The organism is Stutzerimonas sp. VN223-3 (assembly GCF_045999685.1).
GTDB lineage: Bacteria > Pseudomonadota > Gammaproteobacteria > Pseudomonadales > Pseudomonadaceae > Stutzerimonas > Stutzerimonas stutzeri_AR.
On record NZ_RBEC01000001.1, the window covers coordinates 1,309,729 to 1,328,626 of the forward strand.

The 18,898-nt window shown below is 59.4% G+C and carries 17 protein-coding genes; 9 read left to right on the top strand and 8 right to left on the bottom strand.

Annotated features, from left to right (window positions below):
* Window positions 1-27: 27 nt before the first annotated feature.
* Complete coding sequence (locus D7241_RS05955) at window positions 28-1,116, bottom strand: endonuclease/exonuclease/phosphatase family protein (protein WP_408100718.1); 1,089 nt, start codon at window positions 1,114-1,116, stop codon at window positions 28-30.
* Window positions 1,117-1,346: 230 nt separating this feature from the next.
* Complete coding sequence (locus tag D7241_RS05960) at window positions 1,347-3,050, bottom strand: glycoside hydrolase family 5 protein (protein ID WP_408100719.1); 1,704 nt, start codon at window positions 3,048-3,050, stop codon at window positions 1,347-1,349.
* Between the two features lie 598 nt (window positions 3,051-3,648).
* Here D7241_RS05960 and D7241_RS05965 point away from each other — a divergent pair.
* Both D7241_RS05965 and D7241_RS05970 read left to right on the top strand, forming a co-directional pair.
* Window positions 3,649-4,791, top strand: a complete 1,143-nt coding sequence (locus D7241_RS05965) for an aminotransferase class V-fold PLP-dependent enzyme (protein WP_408100720.1) — start codon at window positions 3,649-3,651, stop codon at window positions 4,789-4,791.
* A gap of 220 nt (window positions 4,792-5,011) precedes the next feature.
* On the top strand, window positions 5,012-5,230 hold the full coding sequence (locus D7241_RS05970) for a hypothetical protein (RefSeq protein WP_255975772.1): 219 nt from the start codon (window positions 5,012-5,014) through the stop codon (window positions 5,228-5,230).
* 155 nt (window positions 5,231-5,385) lie between these two features.
* Here D7241_RS05970 and D7241_RS05975 read toward each other — a convergent pair whose 3' ends face one another.
* Window positions 5,386-6,399 (bottom strand): UV damage endonuclease UvsE, encoded by a 1,014-nt coding sequence (locus D7241_RS05975; RefSeq protein WP_408100721.1) that lies wholly within the window; start codon window positions 6,397-6,399, stop codon window positions 5,386-5,388.
* A gap of 306 nt (window positions 6,400-6,705) precedes the next feature.
* Here D7241_RS05975 and D7241_RS05980 point away from each other — a divergent pair, with 306 nt between their 5' ends.
* Window positions 6,706-8,682 (top strand): UvrD-helicase domain-containing protein, encoded by a 1,977-nt coding sequence (locus D7241_RS05980; protein ID WP_408100722.1) that lies wholly within the window; start codon window positions 6,706-6,708, stop codon window positions 8,680-8,682.
* Window positions 8,683-8,774: 92 nt separating this feature from the next.
* Window positions 8,775-9,395: a glutathione S-transferase gene (locus tag D7241_RS05985; RefSeq protein ID WP_408100723.1), complete on the top strand. Its 621-nt coding sequence runs from the start codon at window positions 8,775-8,777 to the stop codon at window positions 9,393-9,395.
* A gap of 8 nt (window positions 9,396-9,403) precedes the next feature.
* Here D7241_RS05985 and D7241_RS05990 read toward each other — a convergent pair whose 3' ends face one another.
* The gene (locus tag D7241_RS05990; protein ID WP_408100724.1) at window positions 9,404-10,288 is read right to left on the bottom strand and encodes a LysR substrate-binding domain-containing protein; all 885 of its coding nucleotides are present in this window, start codon (window positions 10,286-10,288) and stop codon (window positions 9,404-9,406) included.
* A gap of 117 nt (window positions 10,289-10,405) precedes the next feature.
* Here D7241_RS05990 and D7241_RS05995 point away from each other — a divergent pair, with 117 nt between their 5' ends.
* A complete protein-coding gene (locus D7241_RS05995) occupies window positions 10,406-11,041 on the top strand; it encodes an FMN-dependent NADH-azoreductase (protein ID WP_408100725.1) in 636 nt (211 codons plus the stop codon).
* The gene (locus D7241_RS06000) at window positions 11,041-11,352 is read left to right on the top strand and encodes a DMT family transporter (protein WP_408100726.1); all 312 of its coding nucleotides are present in this window, start codon (window positions 11,041-11,043) and stop codon (window positions 11,350-11,352) included. The genes D7241_RS05995 and D7241_RS06000 overlap by 1 nt, the downstream gene beginning before the upstream one ends.
* A 97-nt stretch (window positions 11,353-11,449) precedes the next feature.
* On the opposite strand, the gene phrB is transcribed toward D7241_RS06000, so the two are convergent.
* The 3 genes from phrB to D7241_RS06015 are packed head-to-tail and all read right to left on the bottom strand — an operon-like array spanning window position 11,450 to window position 14,782.
* Entirely contained in the window at window positions 11,450-12,877 is a 1,428-nt protein-coding gene (phrB, locus tag D7241_RS06005; protein ID WP_408100727.1) for a deoxyribodipyrimidine photo-lyase, read from the bottom strand.
* On the bottom strand, window positions 12,874-13,818 hold the full coding sequence (locus D7241_RS06010; RefSeq protein ID WP_408100728.1) for a MerR family transcriptional regulator: 945 nt from the start codon (window positions 13,816-13,818) through the stop codon (window positions 12,874-12,876). The genes phrB and D7241_RS06010 overlap by 4 nt, the downstream gene beginning before the upstream one ends.
* Before the next feature lies 1 nt (window position 13,819).
* Window positions 13,820-14,782: a YbgA family protein gene (locus D7241_RS06015; RefSeq protein ID WP_408100729.1), complete on the bottom strand. Its 963-nt coding sequence runs from the start codon at window positions 14,780-14,782 to the stop codon at window positions 13,820-13,822.
* Between the two features lie 404 nt (window positions 14,783-15,186).
* Between D7241_RS06015 and D7241_RS06020 the strand changes: the two genes are divergently transcribed.
* The gene (locus tag D7241_RS06020) at window positions 15,187-16,086 is read left to right on the top strand and encodes a TIGR01777 family oxidoreductase (RefSeq protein WP_408100730.1); all 900 of its coding nucleotides are present in this window, start codon (window positions 15,187-15,189) and stop codon (window positions 16,084-16,086) included.
* A 70-nt stretch (window positions 16,087-16,156) separates the two neighbouring features.
* Complete coding sequence (hemH, locus tag D7241_RS06025; protein ID WP_408100731.1) at window positions 16,157-17,182, top strand: ferrochelatase; 1,026 nt, start codon at window positions 16,157-16,159, stop codon at window positions 17,180-17,182.
* A gap of 35 nt (window positions 17,183-17,217) precedes the next feature.
* On the opposite strand, the gene D7241_RS06030 is transcribed toward hemH, so the two are convergent.
* Window positions 17,218-17,664 (bottom strand): PAS domain-containing protein, encoded by a 447-nt coding sequence (locus D7241_RS06030; RefSeq protein ID WP_408100732.1) that lies wholly within the window; start codon window positions 17,662-17,664, stop codon window positions 17,218-17,220.
* Between the two features lie 164 nt (window positions 17,665-17,828).
* Here D7241_RS06030 and D7241_RS06035 point away from each other — a divergent pair, with 164 nt between their 5' ends.
* Window positions 17,829-18,785 (top strand): MerR family transcriptional regulator, encoded by a 957-nt coding sequence (locus D7241_RS06035; protein ID WP_408100733.1) that lies wholly within the window; start codon window positions 17,829-17,831, stop codon window positions 18,783-18,785.
* The last annotated feature ends 113 nt before the right edge of the window (window positions 18,786-18,898 follow it).

Here is an 18,898-nt window from a genome sequence, read left to right on the forward strand (position 1 = left end):
GGTAAGGTCGAGAGGCGGGGCTCGGCTTTAATGCTTGTCCGGCTCTGGCACCTCAGATTCGCTAACGCCTTCCTCGCCAAGCTTTTTCGCAGCCTCACGGTCGTCCTGCGCTTCGCCTTGTAAGCTCTGCTGTTCGGGAGCAGGGTCGTATTGCAGTTCGACCAGTACGGGAAAATGGTCGGAACCGAACTTCGGCAGCCGTTGAATGCGTACCAGCTGGAAGTGGTGGCTATGGAAGAGGTGATCCAGCGGCCAGCGTAAAAACCAGTGCTGAGCGTGGAAGCTGTTGACCATGCAGCGCCCGACACGCGGATCGAGCAGCCCACTTATCTTGCGAAACAGCCGCGTATTGGCTGACCAGGCGACGTCGTTGAGGTCGCCGGTGACGATGATCGGAATCGTGTCCTCGTCGTCCTGCACGCTTTTCGCAACCACCAGCAGTTCGACGTCGCGCTCGGTCGATTCATCGTTTTCGGTGGGGCTGGGCGGGGCCGGGTGAAGAAAATGCATGCGGATCGCCAGCTGGTCGTTCAGCCGGACATTGGCGTGCATTGACGGCACGTCGTCTTCGACCAGAAAGCGGGTTTCGGCATTTTCCAGCGCAAGCCGTGACCAGACATGCATGCCATAGAGATTGTCCAGCGGGCAACGGATGCTGTACGGATATTGGTCAGTCAGCTCTTCCAACTGCGTCTCCCACCAATGATCGGTTTCGAGCGTAACCAGCACATCGGGGCGATGCTCGCGAACCAGCGCCTTGAGCTTGTCAGCCTGTCGGTTTGGGGTCAGGACATTGGCCGCCATGACGCGAATACGAGGTTTGTACTGGCTCGTATCGGCGGATTTCACTTCACGATGCCATAGCCTGGTATAGGGGATGATCCACCAAGCCTGATACGCCAGACAGCCAACCGAAAGGGCTGAAATAAATATTTGCAGCGGTTCGGAGTAGGACAAAAGCAGCGCCTGGGCAAACAGCAGCACGAGCGCCAGTACGCACAGTTGTAATCGGGGGAAATCCAGGTCGCGTACCCACCAGGCCGGGTTTTTCCAGAGCGGCAAACAGGTCAGTACAACCAGCAGGCCGGTGGCGGCCAGCAAGATTCCTTCCTTCATTTTCGTCCTCGGAGCGTTCGGCGCAAGTCTATGTCAGCCGTTTAGGTACTGGATTCAGACACAAAGGGTTCGTCCCGCCGATTCGGTGATTGGTTCCGCTTGCTTGAGAGCAGGGTGGCGCGGAGCAGGCCAAGGTAAACCTCTGGTACGTGTAGGAAATCGAGGGTGAAAAAAAGGCCTGACACGCAGCGCATGTCAGGCCTTCCGTTAAGCAATGTATGGCGAATGGCTTACATCGGTTCGCCTATGGCCGCGCAGCTATTCGGTGTGGCGGCGTGTTTCCTCAGGACCGGCAGTTGTGGCTGTTCTGCGCCGCCCGATACGTCCAGGGCGAGGATGTAATTACCCCACCAGGGGCCGCCGGCCCAGTAGGTGAGTGGAACACAGTTGTCACGCAAGTAACCGAGCAGGTTATCCATCGCCAGGATTGCATCGGGCGCATAGTTCGGAACGCCCATTTCACCGATGAAACCGCGCAGCTTGTTTGACCGCAGCCAATCGACGAAAGGCTTGGCGCGAGCGATACCCAGGTCCGGCGCGAAGGTTTCGGTCTTGTCCTTGTACATGCCGGACGTGTCGCGATCGAGGTACATATGGGCTTCGAAGATCAGGTTGTTCGCCGGATCGCGCATCCAGGGGTCAGCGATAAGTTGGGTATTGGACTGAGGCCAGTGCCAGGCGCTGGAGAACCGGTCGCCAGCGACATAGATCCAGTTGGTCTGGTCTACCTGACGAATCGCCTTGGCCGCAGCCAATGCTGCCTCAGGCCAAAGCCCCTTGGTGTTCGGCTCGTTCATCAGGCCGTAACCGCTGAGTGCCGGATGGTTGCCGATCTTCTGCGCGATGCGCTTCCAGGTATCGGCAAATGACTTGATCGGTACGGTTTCCGAGCCGATCGGCTGCTTGTAGTAGCGGTAGTAGTTATGCATGTCGAGGACGACCTTGACGCCATGCTTCTGTGCGAAGTCGAGAGACTGCGTGAGCAGCTTCAACTGCGCCGCGTCGAGTTCCGTGTTTAGCTGTGGCTGTAGCCGTTCCCAAAGAAAAGGCAGGCGAACCAGCTTCAACCCTTGCTCCGCGTACTTCTTGTAATACGACTCGGCCGGATAAATGTAGTTGGTGCCGTGCTTGCCGGGCAGGACCGATGGCCCGAACGCCGCGCCGGACAACGCCACGCCAACCAGTTGCACAGCCGGGGCTTCGGCTAGCGCGGATGAAGCCGGAGCAGCGGCCACCCGGAGCTTGTTCGGGTAGCCAACCAGCGAGCCATCCAGGACGGCACCATTCATGAATATGGTCAGCGCACCGCTTGCAGCTTTTACCGATGTGACGGTGCGTTCCTGCCCGTCAGCCAATCGAACTCGAGTGCCGACTTCGAACGCATCGAGGTTCTGTGAAGTGGCGGCAACCGAAACACCCGCCGAAGCTCGCCACGAGCCGTTGGACCAGTAGCTGTTGGTGAACTTGTTGATCAGTGCCGCATAGCTTGCCGCAGGCGCTTCAACGATAGCGGGCTGCGATTTGAATGGCGTCGCGCTGGCCGCATTGCTGACGCTGAGCTTTTTTGGATAGCCCACGAGGCTGCCATCAAACGCCGGACCTTCCATGAATACCCTGAGGTCTGCGCCAGCTACCTTCACCGAGGTGATCTTGCGGACCTGCCCATCTGCCGTTTTCGCATAACCGCCTGCCTTGAATGCGGCCATGTTGGCTGCGCTAGCGCGAATGGAAACGCCTGCCGAGGCGCGCCACGAACCGTTCTGCCACAGCGTATTGGTGTACTTGTTTATCAGCGCCGCGTAAGAAATACCCGAGACGCGGGTGCTGCTCGCGGTCGCCGCAAACGCGGGACTGTCAATCGGCAGCAGCAGCGCAGTTAGGGTGATCGTGGAAATGAGTGCCTTACGAACACTCGAAAACGTGATGACAGACATTTATCTCACCGTGAGTACGCACATCCAATCGCGCACCGCAGCGCGCCGGGGGATGGCAGGTTGATCAACAAGCGACCCGGTTACGCAAACAGCCGCAGAACGAACTCTGGTTTGCGAGACGGCGATGGGGGCGGCTTCGGCGTCTTAGGAGCGCCTTTATAATTCGTTTTTAAAATGGAGAGAATATATATCGCCTGTTTATAGGCGCCAATAATTCGGCGATCAAACTGTTTGATATTAATTTGATATTGCCTGTACGCATTGGTATTAATGCAGGGGTGTTTTAGAACACTGAAAACAACAGTCTCCGAACTATGTTGACGTCATTTTTTTGAACTTGCCGTTACGCAGTTACCAGCTTTCCAATATCGATAATCCGACAAACGGTAATCTAGTAATTGAACTTAACGGGCAGGGAGTTTTGAGTGCACGTGCTGAATAGCGCCGCTTATCTTTGCTGATGTTGGGGCATGCGGCAGAAGCCGGCAGGCTGTATCGCGGCGGGGTCATCAATCGCTAACAGGACAGTGCGTAAACCTTGTAAAGCGAATCAGCTTCGGGCAGGGTCGAGGGCTAGCTCTTGCCTGTGGAGTTTTCCATGTCGGACCTCTTTCCCAGTGTCGATCCCGATGGACTGATCGAGTATTCGGTGGTGTACACCGATCGATCTTTGAATCACATGTCCCGGTCGTTCCAGACCGTAATGAACGATATCTCCTCCACGCTCAAGACTGTCTACAACGCTCATGCTGTCGTCGTGGTGCCCGGCAGTGGCACCTTCGGCATGGAGGCGGTTGCGCGTCAGCTGGCCCATGACCGCAAGTGTCTGGTGATCCGTAACGGATGGTTCAGTTATCGCTGGACGCAGATTTTCGAGATGGGCTCGATCCCGGCGCATTCCACCGTGCTCAAGGCGCGACCGGAAAGCCAAAAGCCTCAGGCTGCATTTGCTCCCCCTCCCATCGATGAAGTCATCGCAACCATCGCGGCGCAAAAGCCGGACTTGGTCTTCGCGCCGCATGTCGAGACCTCGTCCGGGATGATCCTCCCTGACGATTATCTACGTGCCGTGGGGGATGCGGTGCATGCGGTTGGCGGTCTGTTCGTTCTGGATTGCATCGCTTCCGGCGCGCTGTGGGTAGACATGCAGGCATGCGGCGTCGATGTGTTGATCAGCGCTCCGCAAAAGGGCTGGAGCGCGTCGCCTTGCTGCGCCTTGGTGATGCTAAGCCAGGCCGCCCAGGCGCGCGTCGAAGCAACCCAGAGCAGCAGTTTTGCCTGCGACCTGAAGAAGTGGCTACAGATCATGCAGGCGTACGAGCAGGGTGGACATGCCTATCACGCGACCATGCCGAGCGATGCCCTGGCGCGTTTTCGCGATGTCATGCTGGAAACGAAAGCCTATGGCTTCGAGACCGTTCGCGCCCAACAGTTGGAGTTGGGACAGCGCGTCCGAACGCTGCTGGCCGAAGAGGGATTTGCGAGCGTCGCGGCCGGCGGCTTCGAGGCGCCGGGTGTGGTGGTGTGTTACACCAACGATAGCGATATCAAGAACGGCAGGAAATTCGCCGCGCAAGGCTTGCAGATCGCGGCAGGCGTACCGCTGCAATGTGATGAGCCGGCTGACTTTCAGACCTTCCGTATCGGCCTTTTTGGGCTGGAGAAGCTGAAACACGTAGACCGCACCATCGAGATCTTGCGGTGCGCACTGGGCAAAATTGTCCACGACGGAGCGGCCTGATTATTCGGATTGAGGTATGACCACCCCAGTCGAGCGAATCCTTCTGTCTGCCGATCTTGCTATGACTGACCCCTATGTAAGCTGACCTCAACCACTTCAAAAAAACCCTGAAACCGGCGAGATAGACACATCTTTGAAACAAAAATGTGTTTGCGCTCGCACGCAGGCTGACTACGCTCAAAGTGTACAAAGCGATTACAACAAGAAAGAGGGGCTCACCATGATCAACAACCAGAATGCTCAGGTCGTTGCACTCGAGTTGTGGCGCTTCTGCGCTCACTGCATTGCTGCCATCGTTGTTGTAGGAGCGGTACTGATTGGGTTCCTTGGATCATGGGAACTGGGGCTGAAGGTCGGCGTGCTGCCGTTGCTGGCATTGATCGCCGCTGATGCGCTGGCCAGACGGCGAGAGCAGGAAATTCGACTAAGGAATTTTTGACGCTCTGCCATCCTGCGCAAACCGTCACGGGGTTCGCGCAGGATGAACATTCAATGCAGTTGCAAATGCAGCGCCGTTATACCGAACTTCGCCTCGCTCCGCTTTATCTAGCCGATGATCCCTGGCGCCTGACTAAATCCACCGTGAGTATCTGACTAGACGAGATAGTCGCGGTAGTAATCCCGTGTCGCGAGATTCTTGTCCTTGGCCTCGAACATGATGTCGAAACGGTCGAGGAATTCCCTCGCGTATAGATTGGTCCAGTGGTTCCACATGCGCTTGCTGTGGCTGTAGAGGTCACGCTTGCTGACTTTCTCCAGCAGAATCGGCATTTCCAGCTTTTCGTTGGCGGAAAAACCTATCTCCATCAGGCTTTCGGGTGGCTGCGAGTAATGCATTGTCGGTCGCACGCCGTGCCAGCTGTCGATGATTTGCGCCACGCGTGAGTCGTGCGGATCGATGTAATGGTCCTCGTTGATCCAGCAGTGGTGAATATCCAGCACCACCGGCGCCAGATCAGCGAGTTGCAGGCAGTCGTCGACGCCATAGGTCTTTTCTTCGTTCTCGAAGGTGATGCTGTTTCTCGCTTCTTGCGAAAGGCGCGGCCACACTGCGCGGATACCTTCGATACCCAACCGTCCGGCGATATGCACGTTGCATTTGAAGTCTTGAAACTGCCGGCCGAAGCCCATCATCCGAATCATGTCGGCGTGATACTCGAATTCCGCCAAGCTGTTTTCAACTACCTGTGGTTTGTCCGAGCCCAGCACGCAGTACTGGCCGGGATGCAGCGACAGGCGGATAGCCAGAGCTCTGGCATGCTCGCCGATCTTTGCAAAGCCCGCCTCGATACTGTTGCGAACTTCGGTCTGGCGATAAAACTCGGCCGCCTCGGGATGGCTATAGAAGGGCAGCAGATCGCTGCTCAGGCGGAGCATGCGCATGGACTCAGGCAATGTGCCGACGTATTCGAGCAGGCGCAGCTGTGCTGCCAGATTGTGTTCGATGATGCCGCTCAGCTTTTCCCGCGCAACCTCCTGCGACACGCTGTTGAGCCAGCGCAATGTGGTCGAACGTGGATTGAATGATCGCTCGATCGCCTCCAATTCCTTCAGCGACTCGCTATGACCGGGATGACGATACATGCAGGCGAAACCGATTCTGTACATAAGATCCTGTCGATTGCGGCGTAATGGATAAGGATCAGCAAGCATTCGAGATGGCGGTACAGGTTAGTGGTCAACCCGCGAGCAGGGTGCCACGCAACCGACGAACGTGAAGAGCGACTGATGCATCGCTGGAAGCCGCAGCACGTCGATGACAAGCCCCGAAAGCGCTGCAGTTCCTGCGCTTCAGCATGCTTACCGAGACGCTGAACGGCACTGGCGCCGGTAGCCGCTCCTCGCCTCAGCATCAGTCATATGCGAAAAACCTTTACCATATCAATCACCTATTCATGGTCTGGTTGGTATCCAATGCTGTCTGCCGTCAAGCGCTACAAACTGCTTCTGTCAGGAGCTCTGGCGCGTTGTTTCCCTCGTACATCGGCCTATATGCGATCGGAGGAAGAATTGGTATTGCGCCGCTGGCCGAGCGCGGTTTCGACACCAACGGCCAAGCGCGTTGCCAAACAATCTGCCAAGGCCGGTCGCCATCCGAAGAAGCCCCCACTTGCCGAGAAACCCATCAAGCCTCGGGCGAAGCCCCGCAAGTCCGCCAGTGAAGGTATTTATGGCCCAGCGAAACTATCGGTCGAGGACCAGCAGGTCCAAGCGATGCGCTTGCGCGTCGGCCGTGCTGTAGAGGCAGGCGTGATTTGCGCGCCCTCGGACGAGCAGTGGGCGATGATCCTCAGCGACAGCCCGGTGACGCGCATCTTCGCCGGTGCCGGCTCGGGGAAGTCCACCACGTTGGTACTGCGCGTCGTGTTCATGCTGTGCCATATGGGCATCGCGCCGGAAAGGCTGACGGTCATTTCCTTCACCAATGCTTCCTGCTCGCAACTGCGTGAGCAACTGATCAAGGTGCTGGGTTTCTGGAATTTCGATTTCGATCCAGCCAGCGCGCGCCAGTGCGTACGAACCTTTCATTCGGCAATGGCGGTGCTGGCCAAGAACGTACTGGGCAAACAGGTCTGGTTCGAGCAGCTGGACGAAAAGGGCGCATCGCCCACCGAACTGGATAACCCATTGACTTCCTCGCGCTTGCGTCCGGCACAGCAGCGGCTGCTGAAGCAGGCCTATCAAACCTGCTACGTCGAAGAAGACGCTTTCCGCGTGCGGGTGCATGAATTGCTGCAGTTGCCGCAGCCTGGCGAGTCGAAAGGCAAACGCGTACCCAAGGCGCCATTGGACGGGTTCAAGCTGGCCGGTGAGTTCACCCCGATGCCGCTGTTCGAAGCGTTCTATGCGCAAGCCGGTTTCATCGAGAGCATCGGCATCCGGATCGAACACATGCAGCCTGCCCGAATGGACTGCTCGCCACGTGAGCGCGCTTTCATCGAAGCGCTGATGCTGTTCTGGAAGCACTTTCAGGCGCTCTTGGAGAGCCAGGGGCTGACTACTTTCAATGGTGCCTTTCAATCGTTGACCCAGCGTTTGGCGGCGTCCGACCACGGTGTGTCGACCGCCGCGTTGGCGCCGTTCAGCCATCTGCTGATCGATGAGTTCCAGGACATCTCACCGCAGATCGTGCAGTGGCTGCAGGCGCTACATCATGCATTGTCGCGACAGGGCGAGGCCGTGAGTCTGATGGCCATCGGCGATGACTGGCAGTCGATCTACGGCTGGCGCGGCAGTTCGCCGGAACTGTTCATGGATTTCGACAAGTACTTCCCCAGCCGAGGTGCCTCGAAGAAGAGCAGGGTGTTGATGCTCGAAACCAACTACCGCTCGATCGAGCCGATTGTCCGAGATGGTGAGGCGGTATTGAGCGCAGTTGCGTTCAAGCAGGCAAAGGCCAGCCAGGCGGCCAAGGCAATACAGCAGGGCGATCACGGGGTGAAACTGGTTACCCGCTTCGATGTGAAGACGCGGCTGCCAGAGCTGATCCGCGACATCCAGGCCCAGTGCGAGCACGTCGCCGGTCGCCCGAATGCGGACCGCAATGCGGTCCTGGTGCTCAGCCGGCGCAACGAACCCTTGCGTGCCATCGAGGCACAGCTGGATCGCAAGCTACCGGTCAAGACCTACACCATTCACCGCGCCAAGGGGCTGCAGGCCGAGGTCGCGATCATCGTCGATGACTGCCTGCCAGCGGAACGCCATCCGTTGCGCAACGCGCTATATGCCTATTGCGGTTTCTTTCGCAACAGCTACGACCAGGCCATGGCCGACGAGAGTCTGCGCCTGGCCTACGTGGCGATCACCCGTGGCGTCAGCCGCGTGTTCTGGTACACGCAGAAAGCCCAAGGTGCCACACGGCTGCTGGCCGACAGAGGAAAGACTCGCTAACCGTGGTGCGGCGTATCGCTAGCGGCTGACATCGGTTTACGGCTAGGGTTGCGGCTTTGACGTCAAACGTCGGCGGGCAGGAGCGCAATCGCATGTTGAAACTCTGGGGTCGGATCAATTCGACCAACGTAAAAAAGGCGCTTTGGTGCCTGGAAGAGCTGGGTGTTCCCTATGCCCGCATCGATGCCGGTGGCGCCTTCGGGGTCGTCGGCGAGGCCAATTACATCGCGAAGAATCCGAATCAGCTGGTGCCGTGCCTGGAAGACGGCGAGCTGGTCTTGTGGGAATCCAATGCCATCGTGCGGTATCTGGCTGCGCAGTACGGCGAAGGCGCGCTATGGAACCCCGACCCAAGTCAACGCGCTCAGGCGGACAAGTGGATGGACTGGGTTACCTCGTCACTGGCCGCTCCCTTTCGCACGGTGTTCTGGAACATCGTTCGCACAGCGCCGGACCAACGCGACATGCCGGCCGTACAGGCCGCGGTGGCGGAATGCGGCAAGCTCATGGCTATCGCGGACCAAACCCTGGCCGAGCAGCCTTATCTGTCCGGCGCCTCGTTCGGGATGGGTGATATTCCGCTGGGTTGTTTCGCCTACGCCTGGTTCGAGATGCCCATCGAGCGACCAGACCTGCCGCACCTGCGTGACTGGTACGAGCGACTGCAACAGCGTGCGGCGTATCAGGCCGCGGTGGTCACGCCGCTGACCTGACGGGCGTCTCAGTGACTGCAGGATTCGTTGTTCAGCCAGTCGAAGAAAGCCTTCACCGGCGGATGGCGCTCGCGGCCGGGCACGCAGAGCGCCGTGTAGGATGCACCGGGCACCGTGACCTCGGCGCGATAGGGCTGCAGCAGTCCCATCGCCAGGCTCTGCGATACCAGCACATTGCTCGCCAGCACCAGACCTTGCCCGGCGATGGCGGCCTGCAACGCGTAGTGTTCGTCGTCGTATTCGCGCAGCTCGGCGCTTTCCAGCCATGCTTCGGCAGCGGCTCCGCACCAGGCTTTCCAGCTGCGATCGTAAAGCTGTGGGTTGCGCCAGCGTACGGTAATCAGCGTCAGCCGAGCCGGGTCGAGCGCGGCGAGCAGATCCGGTGCGCCATAAACACCGAAGCATTCGTCGAGCAGGCACTGGCTGTGCAGGGTGGGGTGATTGCCATAGCCATAGCGGATTACCAAATCGATGCTGGCGTCCTGATGCAGATCGAGCAGTTCGGTGCTGGTCTCGACACGCACTTTGATGCCGGGGTGCGCCTGATAAAAGCGCCCGAGGCGCGGAATCAACCAGAGCGCGGCAAAGGCCGGCGTAACAGATAGGGTCAGGTTCCCGGTGCTCGGCTGGGGGCGCAACTGGTCGACCGCTTGCACGACCTCCAGCAGAGCGCCATGCAGGCTGCGAAACAGCCGCTCACCGCAATCGGTCAGGCGCACGCCGCGGGCCATCCGCTGAAACAGCGGTACGCCCAGCCAGCCTTCGAGCGCCTTGATCTGATGCGACACCGCCGTTGGCGTTACGGCAAGCTCCTCGGCCGCCGCCTTGAAGCTTTGCAGTCGCGCTGCGGATTCGAAAGTACGCAACGCGGTGAGTGGCAAGTTTGCAAACATCAGAAGCCCCAGATGAATTCAGCTCATTCGGGAAGAGTATTGCTCATTTGTGGCCATTCGCAGCGGCCAGTAATTTAGCTCCGACGGCCGCATCGGTGCGGCTCATGGAGATAACCGATGAAAAAAATTCTAGCCATACAAGGCAGCCCGCGGGGCGAACGCTCACATTCGCGGCGCTTGCTCGATCATTTTCTTCAGGCCCTGGCAGCCGAGCAGCGCGACAGTGATATCTCGCGCCGGGAGGTGGGTCGCATCGTTCTGCCGCCCGTTACCGAGGGCTGGGTTGCGGCCGCCTTTCACGATCCCTGTGAACGCTCGGAGGCGATGCGCGCAGACCTCGCCCTCAGTGACGAGTTGGTCGATGAGTTGTTAGCCACGGATCGTCTGGTCATCGCAGCGCCCATGTACAACTTCGGCGTTCCCAGCGGAGTGAAAGCCTGGATCGATCAGATTGTCCGTATCGGCCGCACCTTCGATTTCACCCCTGAAGATCCGGCGAGCCAGTACAAGCCACGGGTGCTTGGCAAGCGCGGTTTAATCATCACCACTCGCGGAGATCGCGGGTACGGCCCGGATGGCGCGAATGCACGGCTCAATCATGCCGATACCCACCTGCGCGATGTGCTCGGGTTGATCGGCATCACCGATGTCGAAGTCGTCGCGGTAGAAAATGATGAGTTCGGCGGAATGGCGTTCGAAGCGTCCTATGCAATGGCGCAACGACGCCTGGCAGAGCTGGCGATGGACTTCTGATGGCCAGCGCCTGGTTGTTCCTGTTGTTGGCGGCAGGGTTTGAAGTGCTGTTTGCACTGGCGATGAAATATGCCGACGGCTTCACCCGGCTCGCCCCCAGCGGGCTGGTGATCGTCGCGGCCAGCGCCGGCATCTACTTTCTGACCTTGGCATTGCGCGAGCTGCCGGTAAGCGTCGCTTATCCGATCTGGACCGGTATCGGCACGCTCGGCACGGTGTTGCTGGGCGCCTTGTTGTTGGGCGAGGCGCTGACGCCGGTCAAGCTGCTGTCGGTGGGGCTGATCGTGGCCGGGATTGCGGGCCTCAAGTAGCTCGTTCACCAGTGCTTTCGGCCGAGACGCCCGCGTCAGTGAATACCACGGCGCGCTCCTGCTGTATGAAACTAACCGCGCGCGACGCGAAGGCCGCTCAAACTGGTTCGCCCAGGTTTTTGAAAGTGGATAGCGCTCGCTCACGGCTCATCGCCAGGTCGGTGATCGGCGGCGGGTATTCGGCGGTGCCAAACAGGCCGGCCTTGGTGGCTGGGTTATGAATGTCGCGGTTGTCCAGCTGTGCGAGTTCGGGCAGCCATTGCCGCAGGAAGCGGCCCTCAGGGTCAAACTTCGCCGACTGACTGAGCGGATTGAACAGGCGGAAGTACGGCACCGAGTCGGTCCCCGTGGATGAGCTCCATTGCCAGCCACCATTATTCGCGGCGAGATCGCCGTCGATCAGGTGGCGCATGAACCAGCGTTCGCCTTCGCGCCAGTCGATCAACAGGTTCTTGGTCAGGAACATGGCAACGATCATGCGCAGACGGTTATGCATCCAGCCGGTCGCGAGTAGCTGACGCATGGCGGCGTCGATGATTGGAAAGCCGGTGCGGCCTTGCTGCCAGGCGGCCAGCTCATCCGGCGCATGGCGCCAGGGCAGCGCCTCGGTTTCGCGGCGGAATGCGCGACCCATGGAGACCTGCGGATAGCCAACCAGGATATGTTTGTAGAACTCTCGCCAGAGCAGCTCGTTGATCCAGGTAACTGCCCCAGGGTTGCCGCTGTCCAGTTCGGCCTGGTTCGTCCTCAGCGCAGCGTGCAGGCACTGGCGCGGCGAGATGACGCCGGCTGCCAGGTAGGCCGAAAGCTGACTGGTACCGGGTTCGGCGGGGAGGTCCCGGCGCAGTTGGTACTCGGCCAGATCGTCTTCGGCGAATATAGCCAGGCGCTCCCGGGCAAACTTTTCGCCAGCAGGCCAGAGCGAGCGCAGGTAGTCGCTGGGTACTGCGAAACCATCGACCGCGGTCGGTACCGGATCGCTGTTCAGGGGCAACGGCGTTTGTCGTGCAGGCACGGGCAGGCAGGGCGGCAGCGACTGGCTCAGGCGGGAATAGCAAACCTTGCGAAACTGGCTGAAGACCTTGAAGCAACCGCCCGACAGAGTATGTACGCTGCCCGGCGCAAAGAGCAGTTGATCGAGATGGCGGTACAGGCTCGCTTGCGTACCGTGGAGCGCCCGCGCCACGGCGGCGTCACGGCGTTGCTCGTTCACCCCATACTCATCGTTGACATGGACGCTGCCGATTGCATGTTCGCGGCATAGATCGGCGATCAGCGCGGGAACGTCCTGCCAATCGTGGACGATGCGAACCAGCAGCGGCACGTTCAGCTCGGCCAGTCGCGCCGAGACTTCGTTGAGATTGCGCAGCCAGAAATCCACCTTGCACGCCGCGTCGTCATGGGCAAGCCATTGACCGGGCGTGATCAGGAAAAGCGCAATGGTCGGCCCGCCATTCATCGCGGCCACCAGAGCGGAGTTGTCGGTGACGCGCAGATCAGTGCGCAGCCAGAGCAGTTGGTTCATTCCATATATCCTTCTGGGCCATCGAACAGCGGGCTTGCCTGCAGCGCATCGAGCGCGGTCAATGGATCGTCGGCGAGCATCAGGCCGGGCAGGTTGCGTAATTCGGCCTGGTGAATACTGGCTGCCGGGCCCGCGAGCATGACCGGCATGATTTTCTTTTTGTCGGCCAGCCGCGGCAGCTGCCGTTGCAGACGATTGCTGTCCAGCGTTTGGCTGGCATACAGCAACAAGCCGCGCGGTGCGATCTGCTCAAGTGCCAAGGGCAGTTCGGCGAGTGGTACCGGCCATTCGATAATTTCAACCGGACAACCGGCATTGGAGACGAGCCAGGCGCAGAGCCAAAGACCCGGCTCGAAGCGCTGGTCGCACAGTCCTACCGCCAACAATGGTGCGCCGCTGTGCTGACGATTGCTGTGATAGAGCCGCGTACCAAGTTTGGTGCGCAACCACGAATGAAACAGCGCGCGCTCGAGTTCCGCACCGAACCTTTTGTTCCAGCGCAGCTCGAGGCTCATTAGCAACGGCAGCAGCAAATGTTTACAGAGCGTGCGCGGCGGATAGACCGCCAGTGCCCGGTTGAAGCTTTCGTCGAGCTGTCGCTCGGCCAGCATGCTGATCGCGCGAAGCATCTCGTCGTGCATTCCACTCCACTGGTTAGGCTCGGCTCCGCTAGGAGGCTGGCGCGTATCAAGCAATCGCTTGACCTGGCCCACCGCAACGCCGCGATTGAGCCAACCGACGATGTTCAGGATGCGCTGTACATGGCTGTCGTCATAAAGGCGATGACCCTTGGCCGTGCGCCGCGGGACGATCAGCCCATAGCGCCGTTCCCAGGCGCGCAGGGTCACCGGGTTGACGCCTGTAAGGCGCGCCACTTCCCTGATCGGAGCCCAACCTTCGGTAGCGCTTGCATTGATGTCGCTATCGGAAACCTTGGTCATTTCAGATGCCGTTGCGCAGGCTGAGGTCTTCCGGGTGCGGCTGCAGATAGGCCTGGTTGGCTACATAGTGATCCGGATGCCGGCGGAAATGATGTTTGAGCAGCGTCAGCGGCACCACCAGCGGCACGGTGCCTTTGCGGTACTGAGTAATCAGGCGCTGAAGCTCCTGCTTGTCTTCGCTGCCGAGGTCGTTCTTGAGATAGCCGCTCAGGTGCTGAAGTACATTGCTATGAGTGCCGCGCGATGCAGTTTTTTTGAGCGCAGCCATCAATTGGCTGAAGTAGGGCGGGGCGAATTCATCCAATGGCGCGTTGCCGATGGTTGCTACCAACCGGCCGAGTGCCTTGTATTGCAGCGGATCGGTCGCCATCAACTGATATTTATAGCGCGAGTGGAAATCGACCACGGCCTTTCGAGTCAGGCCCTCCTTCAATAGGCGCTGCCATTCGGCGTAGGCAAAAATTCGAGTAAGAAAATTTTCTCGCAACACTGGGTCGTTGAGCCTGCCATCCTCTTCGATCGGCAGATCTGGCCGTGCCTCCATCAAGGCACGGGCGAACAGACCCGAGCCGCCACCCTCGGTCGGGTGACCGTTGGCCTGGTAAACCTTGACCCGCTCCATGCCGCAGGAAGGAGATTTCTGCATGAGGATGTAGCCGCTGATGTCGTCCAGTTCGACGGCGATGTGTTTGCCGTAGGCGGTCAAAGCGTCGCTGACATCCAGTTCGGGATGCACGGTGCCGACGGCGCGAGGGCTAGCCGGATTACCAACCAGCCGGATCGGTTCGCGCGGCGTGCCCAGGCCTATAGCTACTTCCGGGCAGATCGGTACGAATTCGAAATGGCGAGCCAAGGTTTCGCTGCACAGACGTGACTCCTTGTGCCCGCCGTTAAAGCGCACCGGTTGGCCAAGCAGGCAGGCGCTGATACCGATTTTGATGATGGAGCGTGAGACGGTGGTCATAGATCGACCTCTGCGAGACTTGTACAAACTGTAGTGTCCGTACAACAATGGGGCCATCATAATCGTGCGGTTATACAAGTCAATAAAACTGTAGAAGTCAGCGGGGGAATCTGTGTACGCTCAGCGTTCGTTCGTTCGTTCGTTCGCTAGCGCGCCGCGTTGGGGTTGGTCCTCCGTCTTTATCGGTTTCGCTGCGCTCGCATGCACGGCACTGTCGCCACGGCATCCAGGCGAAGCGGAAGGAAGCGATCAGGGGTTCCTTGTTGCCGGGGTCTGTAGGCTACGCTTTTAGTCAATAAGCTATACAGCGTTGGGCGTCTGTATAGACGTAGATCAAAGCATCTAGACCTGCGCAGTGCATCGCCTGACCCAGCCATCCGCGACGACGTTACGAGGTGACCGCCATGAACATTTTGCTGACCGGAGGGACCGGCCTGATCGGGCGACAGCTGTGCAGGCACTGGCTGGCCCAAGGGCACGATATCTGGGTGTGGAGCCGTTCACCTGATCAGGTCGCCGAGCGTTGTGGCGAACGGGTAAAGGGCATCGGTGAACTGGATGAAATCGGTCCGACACCCATAGATGCTGTGATCAATCTGGCTGGCGCACCGATCGCCGATCGTCCGTGGACCAAGTCGCGACGCCTGTTGCTGTGGAACAGTCGCATCAATCTCACCGAGCAGTTGATCGAGTGGTTGTCGGGCCGCGAGCAGAAACCGCAGGTTTTGATCTCCGGCTCGGCGGTCGGCTGGTATGGAGATGGAGGTGAGCGCGAGCTGACCGAAGACCACCCGCCCGTCACGAACGATTTCGCTAGTCAGCTATGCAACGCATGGGAAGAAAGCGCCGCTCGTGCGCAGAGGCTTGGGGTCCGTGTCGTGCTGGTGCGTACTGGCCTGGTTCTGGCTCGCGAGGGCGGATTCCTGCAGCGTCTGATGCCATTGTTTCGGCTTGGGTTGGGCGGGCGTCAAGGCAACGGTCGCCAATGGATGCCATGGGTTCACATTAATGATCAGATCGCCCTGATAGATTTTCTGTTACAGCAGCCCGAGGCGAGCGGCCCATACAATGCCTGCGCGCCACAGCCGGTACGCAATGCCGAGTTCGCCAAAGCGCTGGGGCGCAGCCTTGGGCGACAGGCAGTATTGCCGGTCCCGGCGCTAGCCTTGAAGGTCGGTCTGGGCGAGCTGTCCGGGCTGATCCTAGGTGGGCAGAAGGCCGTGCCGATGCGATTGCAAGCTGCCGGTTTTCGGTTTCGTTTTGTCGAGCTGGATGCGGCACTGGCGGACCTGCGCAAGCCGTAGTCGCTGTGTGAAAATACGCTGCTGGCCAATAGGTTGCGGCTGATCCTTAAATAAGTAGTCAGGAATGTGCATGACTGAGCAGGCGTTGTTGTTGGTCAACCTGGGTTCACCGGCGTCTACCGAGGTGGACGACGTTCGCAGCTATCTCAACCAGTTTCTGATGGATCCGTACGTCGTCGACCTGCCGTGGCCGATTCGCCGGCTGCTGGTGTCGCTGATCCTGATCAAACGTCCGGCGCAATCGGCGCACGCCTATGCCTCGATCTGGTGGCCGGAGGGTTCGCCGCTGGTGGTGCTTAGCCAACGCTTGACCGAAGCGGTACGGCCCTATTGGAAGGAAGGGCCGGTGGAACTGGCGATGCGTTATGGCGAGCCGTCCATCGAGCGTGCGCTGCTCAAACTGGCGGGGCAGGGCATCAAGCAGGTGACATTCGCGCCGTTATATCCGCAATTCGCCGACAGCACTACGACAACTGCGATCGAAGAGGCGCGCCGGGTTATCCGCGATAAGCACCTCGACATCAAGCTTTCGATTCTGCAGCCCTTTTACGACCAGCCTGGATACCTCGACGCGCTGGTCGACAGCGTGAAGCCGCACCTAGCACAGGAATTCGATCATCTGCTGTTGAGCTTTCACGGTTTGCCCGAACGCCATCTGCACAAAACCGACCCGACGGGCTCGCATTGCTTGAATACCGTCGACTGTTGCCAGCGTGCCGAAGGCGCGGTGCTCGCCAGTTGCTACCGCGCCCAATGTCTGCAGAGCAGCACCGCCTTTGCAGGGCGCGCCGGATTGCGCCCGGAGCAGTGGTCGATGTCTTTCCAATCGCGCCTGGGCCGCGCCAAGTGGATCGAGCCCTATACCGAAGCACACCTGGAAGTACTGGCGGCGAAGGGGGTGAAAAAGTTGCTGGTAATGTGCCCGGCATTCGTCGCCGATTGCATCGAGACCCTGGAGGAAATCGGCGACCGCGGCCGCGAACAATTCATCGCCGCCGGTGGTCAAGAGCTGCAGCTAATTCCTTGTCTGAACACGCACGAAAGCTGGGTACAGGCACTGGTTGCGCTGTGTCGTCGGGCCCCGCAGGCGTTATAACTCGCGGACGTTTATGCAGAATCAGGCGCGCAAGGTCAGTTCTTCAGGGCGGCGAGCTGGTCCTTGAGTCGCCGGACTTCGGCTTCCAGCTCGCGGACTCGCTGCTTGGCCTCGACTTCGGGGCTGACATCCTTTTGGATACCGACGAAGTAGGTCAACTGGTCCGCTTCGTTGAACACTGGCGTAATCGAAAGCTCGTTCCAAAAAGCGCTGCCATCCTTGCGGTAGTTGCGGATGATCTGGCGACACGGCTTGTTGTTCTTGACGGCTTCGCGAATGGCCGCGATGCCAGTCTGGTTTCGGTCATCCGCCTGTAGAAAGCGGCAATCCTGGTAGAGAATTTCGTCCACGTCATAACCAGTCAGGCGCTGGAATGCGGGGTTGGCATAGATGAGGATATTGTCGTCGCCTTCCTGCTCGGCTACCACGATTCCGTCGTTGGAGGCTTCGATTACCAATTGCAGTAGCTTGGCATTGATCATCTGGGTGTCTCTTGTTCATGGTCGCGGCATTTTAGAACAAGTTCGAAAGGGGCGGCACGGTGCCTTAGCGCGCCAAGATGTGATCGGTGCCTTGGCTGCGCGGTCTATGTCTGCAGACCCTGGGTTACAATGCGCCAATCCATCTGCATGAGCCTCGCCGCGTCATGACCGAATCCGCCCGTGCTTCCAAGCTGCTTTCTTCTGATTCGCTCAAGCGGGAAGAGCTGTTCCCCATTCGCGAAGTGTCGCGCCTGACCGGTGTCAATCCGGTCACGCTGCGCGCCTGGGAGCGGCGCTACGGTCTGATACAACCCACTCGCACCGAAAGCGGCCATCGTCTTTATTCCATGGCCGATATCGAAGCGGTACGCAGCATTCTGGTCTGGACCGAACGTGGCGTTGCGGTGAGCAAGGTTGGCAGCATTCTTTCACGTAGCGCCACCACCAAGGCCGCTGTTCTACCGGAGCAGCAGGAAGCGGTAGTCGGCGAGTGGGGCGAATGGCAGGCGCTCGTGCAGCGTGCAGTGAGCCGCTTCGACGAGTCCCGACTGGACCAGGTCTACGGGCAGATTTTTTCCACTTATCCATTGCCGATCGTCTTTCAGGACGTGCTGCTGCCGCTGTGGCAACAATTGTTGCTGCGTCAGGACGAATTTGGCCGGACCAGCGAATGGTTGTTCCTCGATACGTTCCTGCGGGCCCGTGTGCTGCAGCGTTTGCAGTTAGCGCGTGGCCAGGCGGAGGACCGAGTATTGTTGGCAGCGGTACCTGGACAATGCCGAGAATTGGAATTGCTGATTGCTGGCCTGCTGCTTTCCAGCGAGGCTGTGGCGGTCAACGTATTGGCGATCGGTCAGCCGTTGGATGAGCTCACGCTGGTCTGCGAAAAGGTCCGACCCCGCGCCCTGGTGCTCTATTCCAATCTTCCGCCAAACGCTGTGTTACTGCGCCAGCTGGCCAAGCTCACGCTGGGCCTCGATTGTCCACTGGCGATGGCGGGTGAAGCGGCCGAATTTTCAGAGCAGAGCCTGCGTGGCTCGCCGATCGCTTGCCTGGGCAACTCGGGCAAGCTGATGCAGCGCCGCCTGTTGCAGTTCCTCGACGGGCATTTGGATACCTGAACCGGCTGTCGCGATCGCGCGCTTGCCGGCTGCCTGGGTCATGCTTTAGCACCATTGTGTCGGGCACGGCTTGGCGCGATGCTGTTGGACCCCCAGTCGGAACCACGATGCCG

Bases quoted from the DNA above. Each gene is read 5' to 3' on its own strand.
- D7241_RS05955 (WP_408100718.1), bottom strand. From the start codon at position 1,116: ATGAAGGAAGGAATCTTGCTGGCCGCCACCGGCCTGCTGGTTGTACTG.
- D7241_RS05960 (WP_408100719.1), bottom strand. From the start codon at position 3,050: ATGTCTGTCATCACGTTTTCGAGTGTTCGTAAGGCACTCATTTCCACG.
- D7241_RS05965 (WP_408100720.1), top strand. From the start codon at position 3,649: ATGTCGGACCTCTTTCCCAGTGTCGATCCCGATGGACTGATCGAGTAT.
- D7241_RS05970 (WP_255975772.1), top strand. From the start codon at position 5,012: ATGATCAACAACCAGAATGCTCAGGTCGTTGCACTCGAGTTGTGGCGC.
- D7241_RS05975 (WP_408100721.1), bottom strand. From the start codon at position 6,399: ATGTACAGAATCGGTTTCGCCTGCATGTATCGTCATCCCGGTCATAGC.
- D7241_RS05980 (WP_408100722.1), top strand. From the start codon at position 6,706: ATGCTGTCTGCCGTCAAGCGCTACAAACTGCTTCTGTCAGGAGCTCTG.
- D7241_RS05985 (WP_408100723.1), top strand. From the start codon at position 8,775: ATGTTGAAACTCTGGGGTCGGATCAATTCGACCAACGTAAAAAAGGCG.
- D7241_RS05990 (WP_408100724.1), bottom strand. From the start codon at position 10,288: ATGTTTGCAAACTTGCCACTCACCGCGTTGCGTACTTTCGAATCCGCA.
- D7241_RS05995 (WP_408100725.1), top strand. From the start codon at position 10,406: ATGAAAAAAATTCTAGCCATACAAGGCAGCCCGCGGGGCGAACGCTCA.
- D7241_RS06000 (WP_408100726.1), top strand. From the start codon at position 11,041: ATGGCCAGCGCCTGGTTGTTCCTGTTGTTGGCGGCAGGGTTTGAAGTG.
- phrB (WP_408100727.1), bottom strand. From the start codon at position 12,877: ATGAACCAACTGCTCTGGCTGCGCACTGATCTGCGCGTCACCGACAAC.
- D7241_RS06010 (WP_408100728.1), bottom strand. From the start codon at position 13,818: ATGACCAAGGTTTCCGATAGCGACATCAATGCAAGCGCTACCGAAGGT.
- D7241_RS06015 (WP_408100729.1), bottom strand. From the start codon at position 14,782: ATGACCACCGTCTCACGCTCCATCATCAAAATCGGTATCAGCGCCTGC.
- D7241_RS06020 (WP_408100730.1), top strand. From the start codon at position 15,187: ATGAACATTTTGCTGACCGGAGGGACCGGCCTGATCGGGCGACAGCTG.
- hemH (WP_408100731.1), top strand. From the start codon at position 16,157: ATGACTGAGCAGGCGTTGTTGTTGGTCAACCTGGGTTCACCGGCGTCT.
- D7241_RS06030 (WP_408100732.1), bottom strand. From the start codon at position 17,664: ATGATCAATGCCAAGCTACTGCAATTGGTAATCGAAGCCTCCAACGAC.
- D7241_RS06035 (WP_408100733.1), top strand. From the start codon at position 17,829: ATGACCGAATCCGCCCGTGCTTCCAAGCTGCTTTCTTCTGATTCGCTC.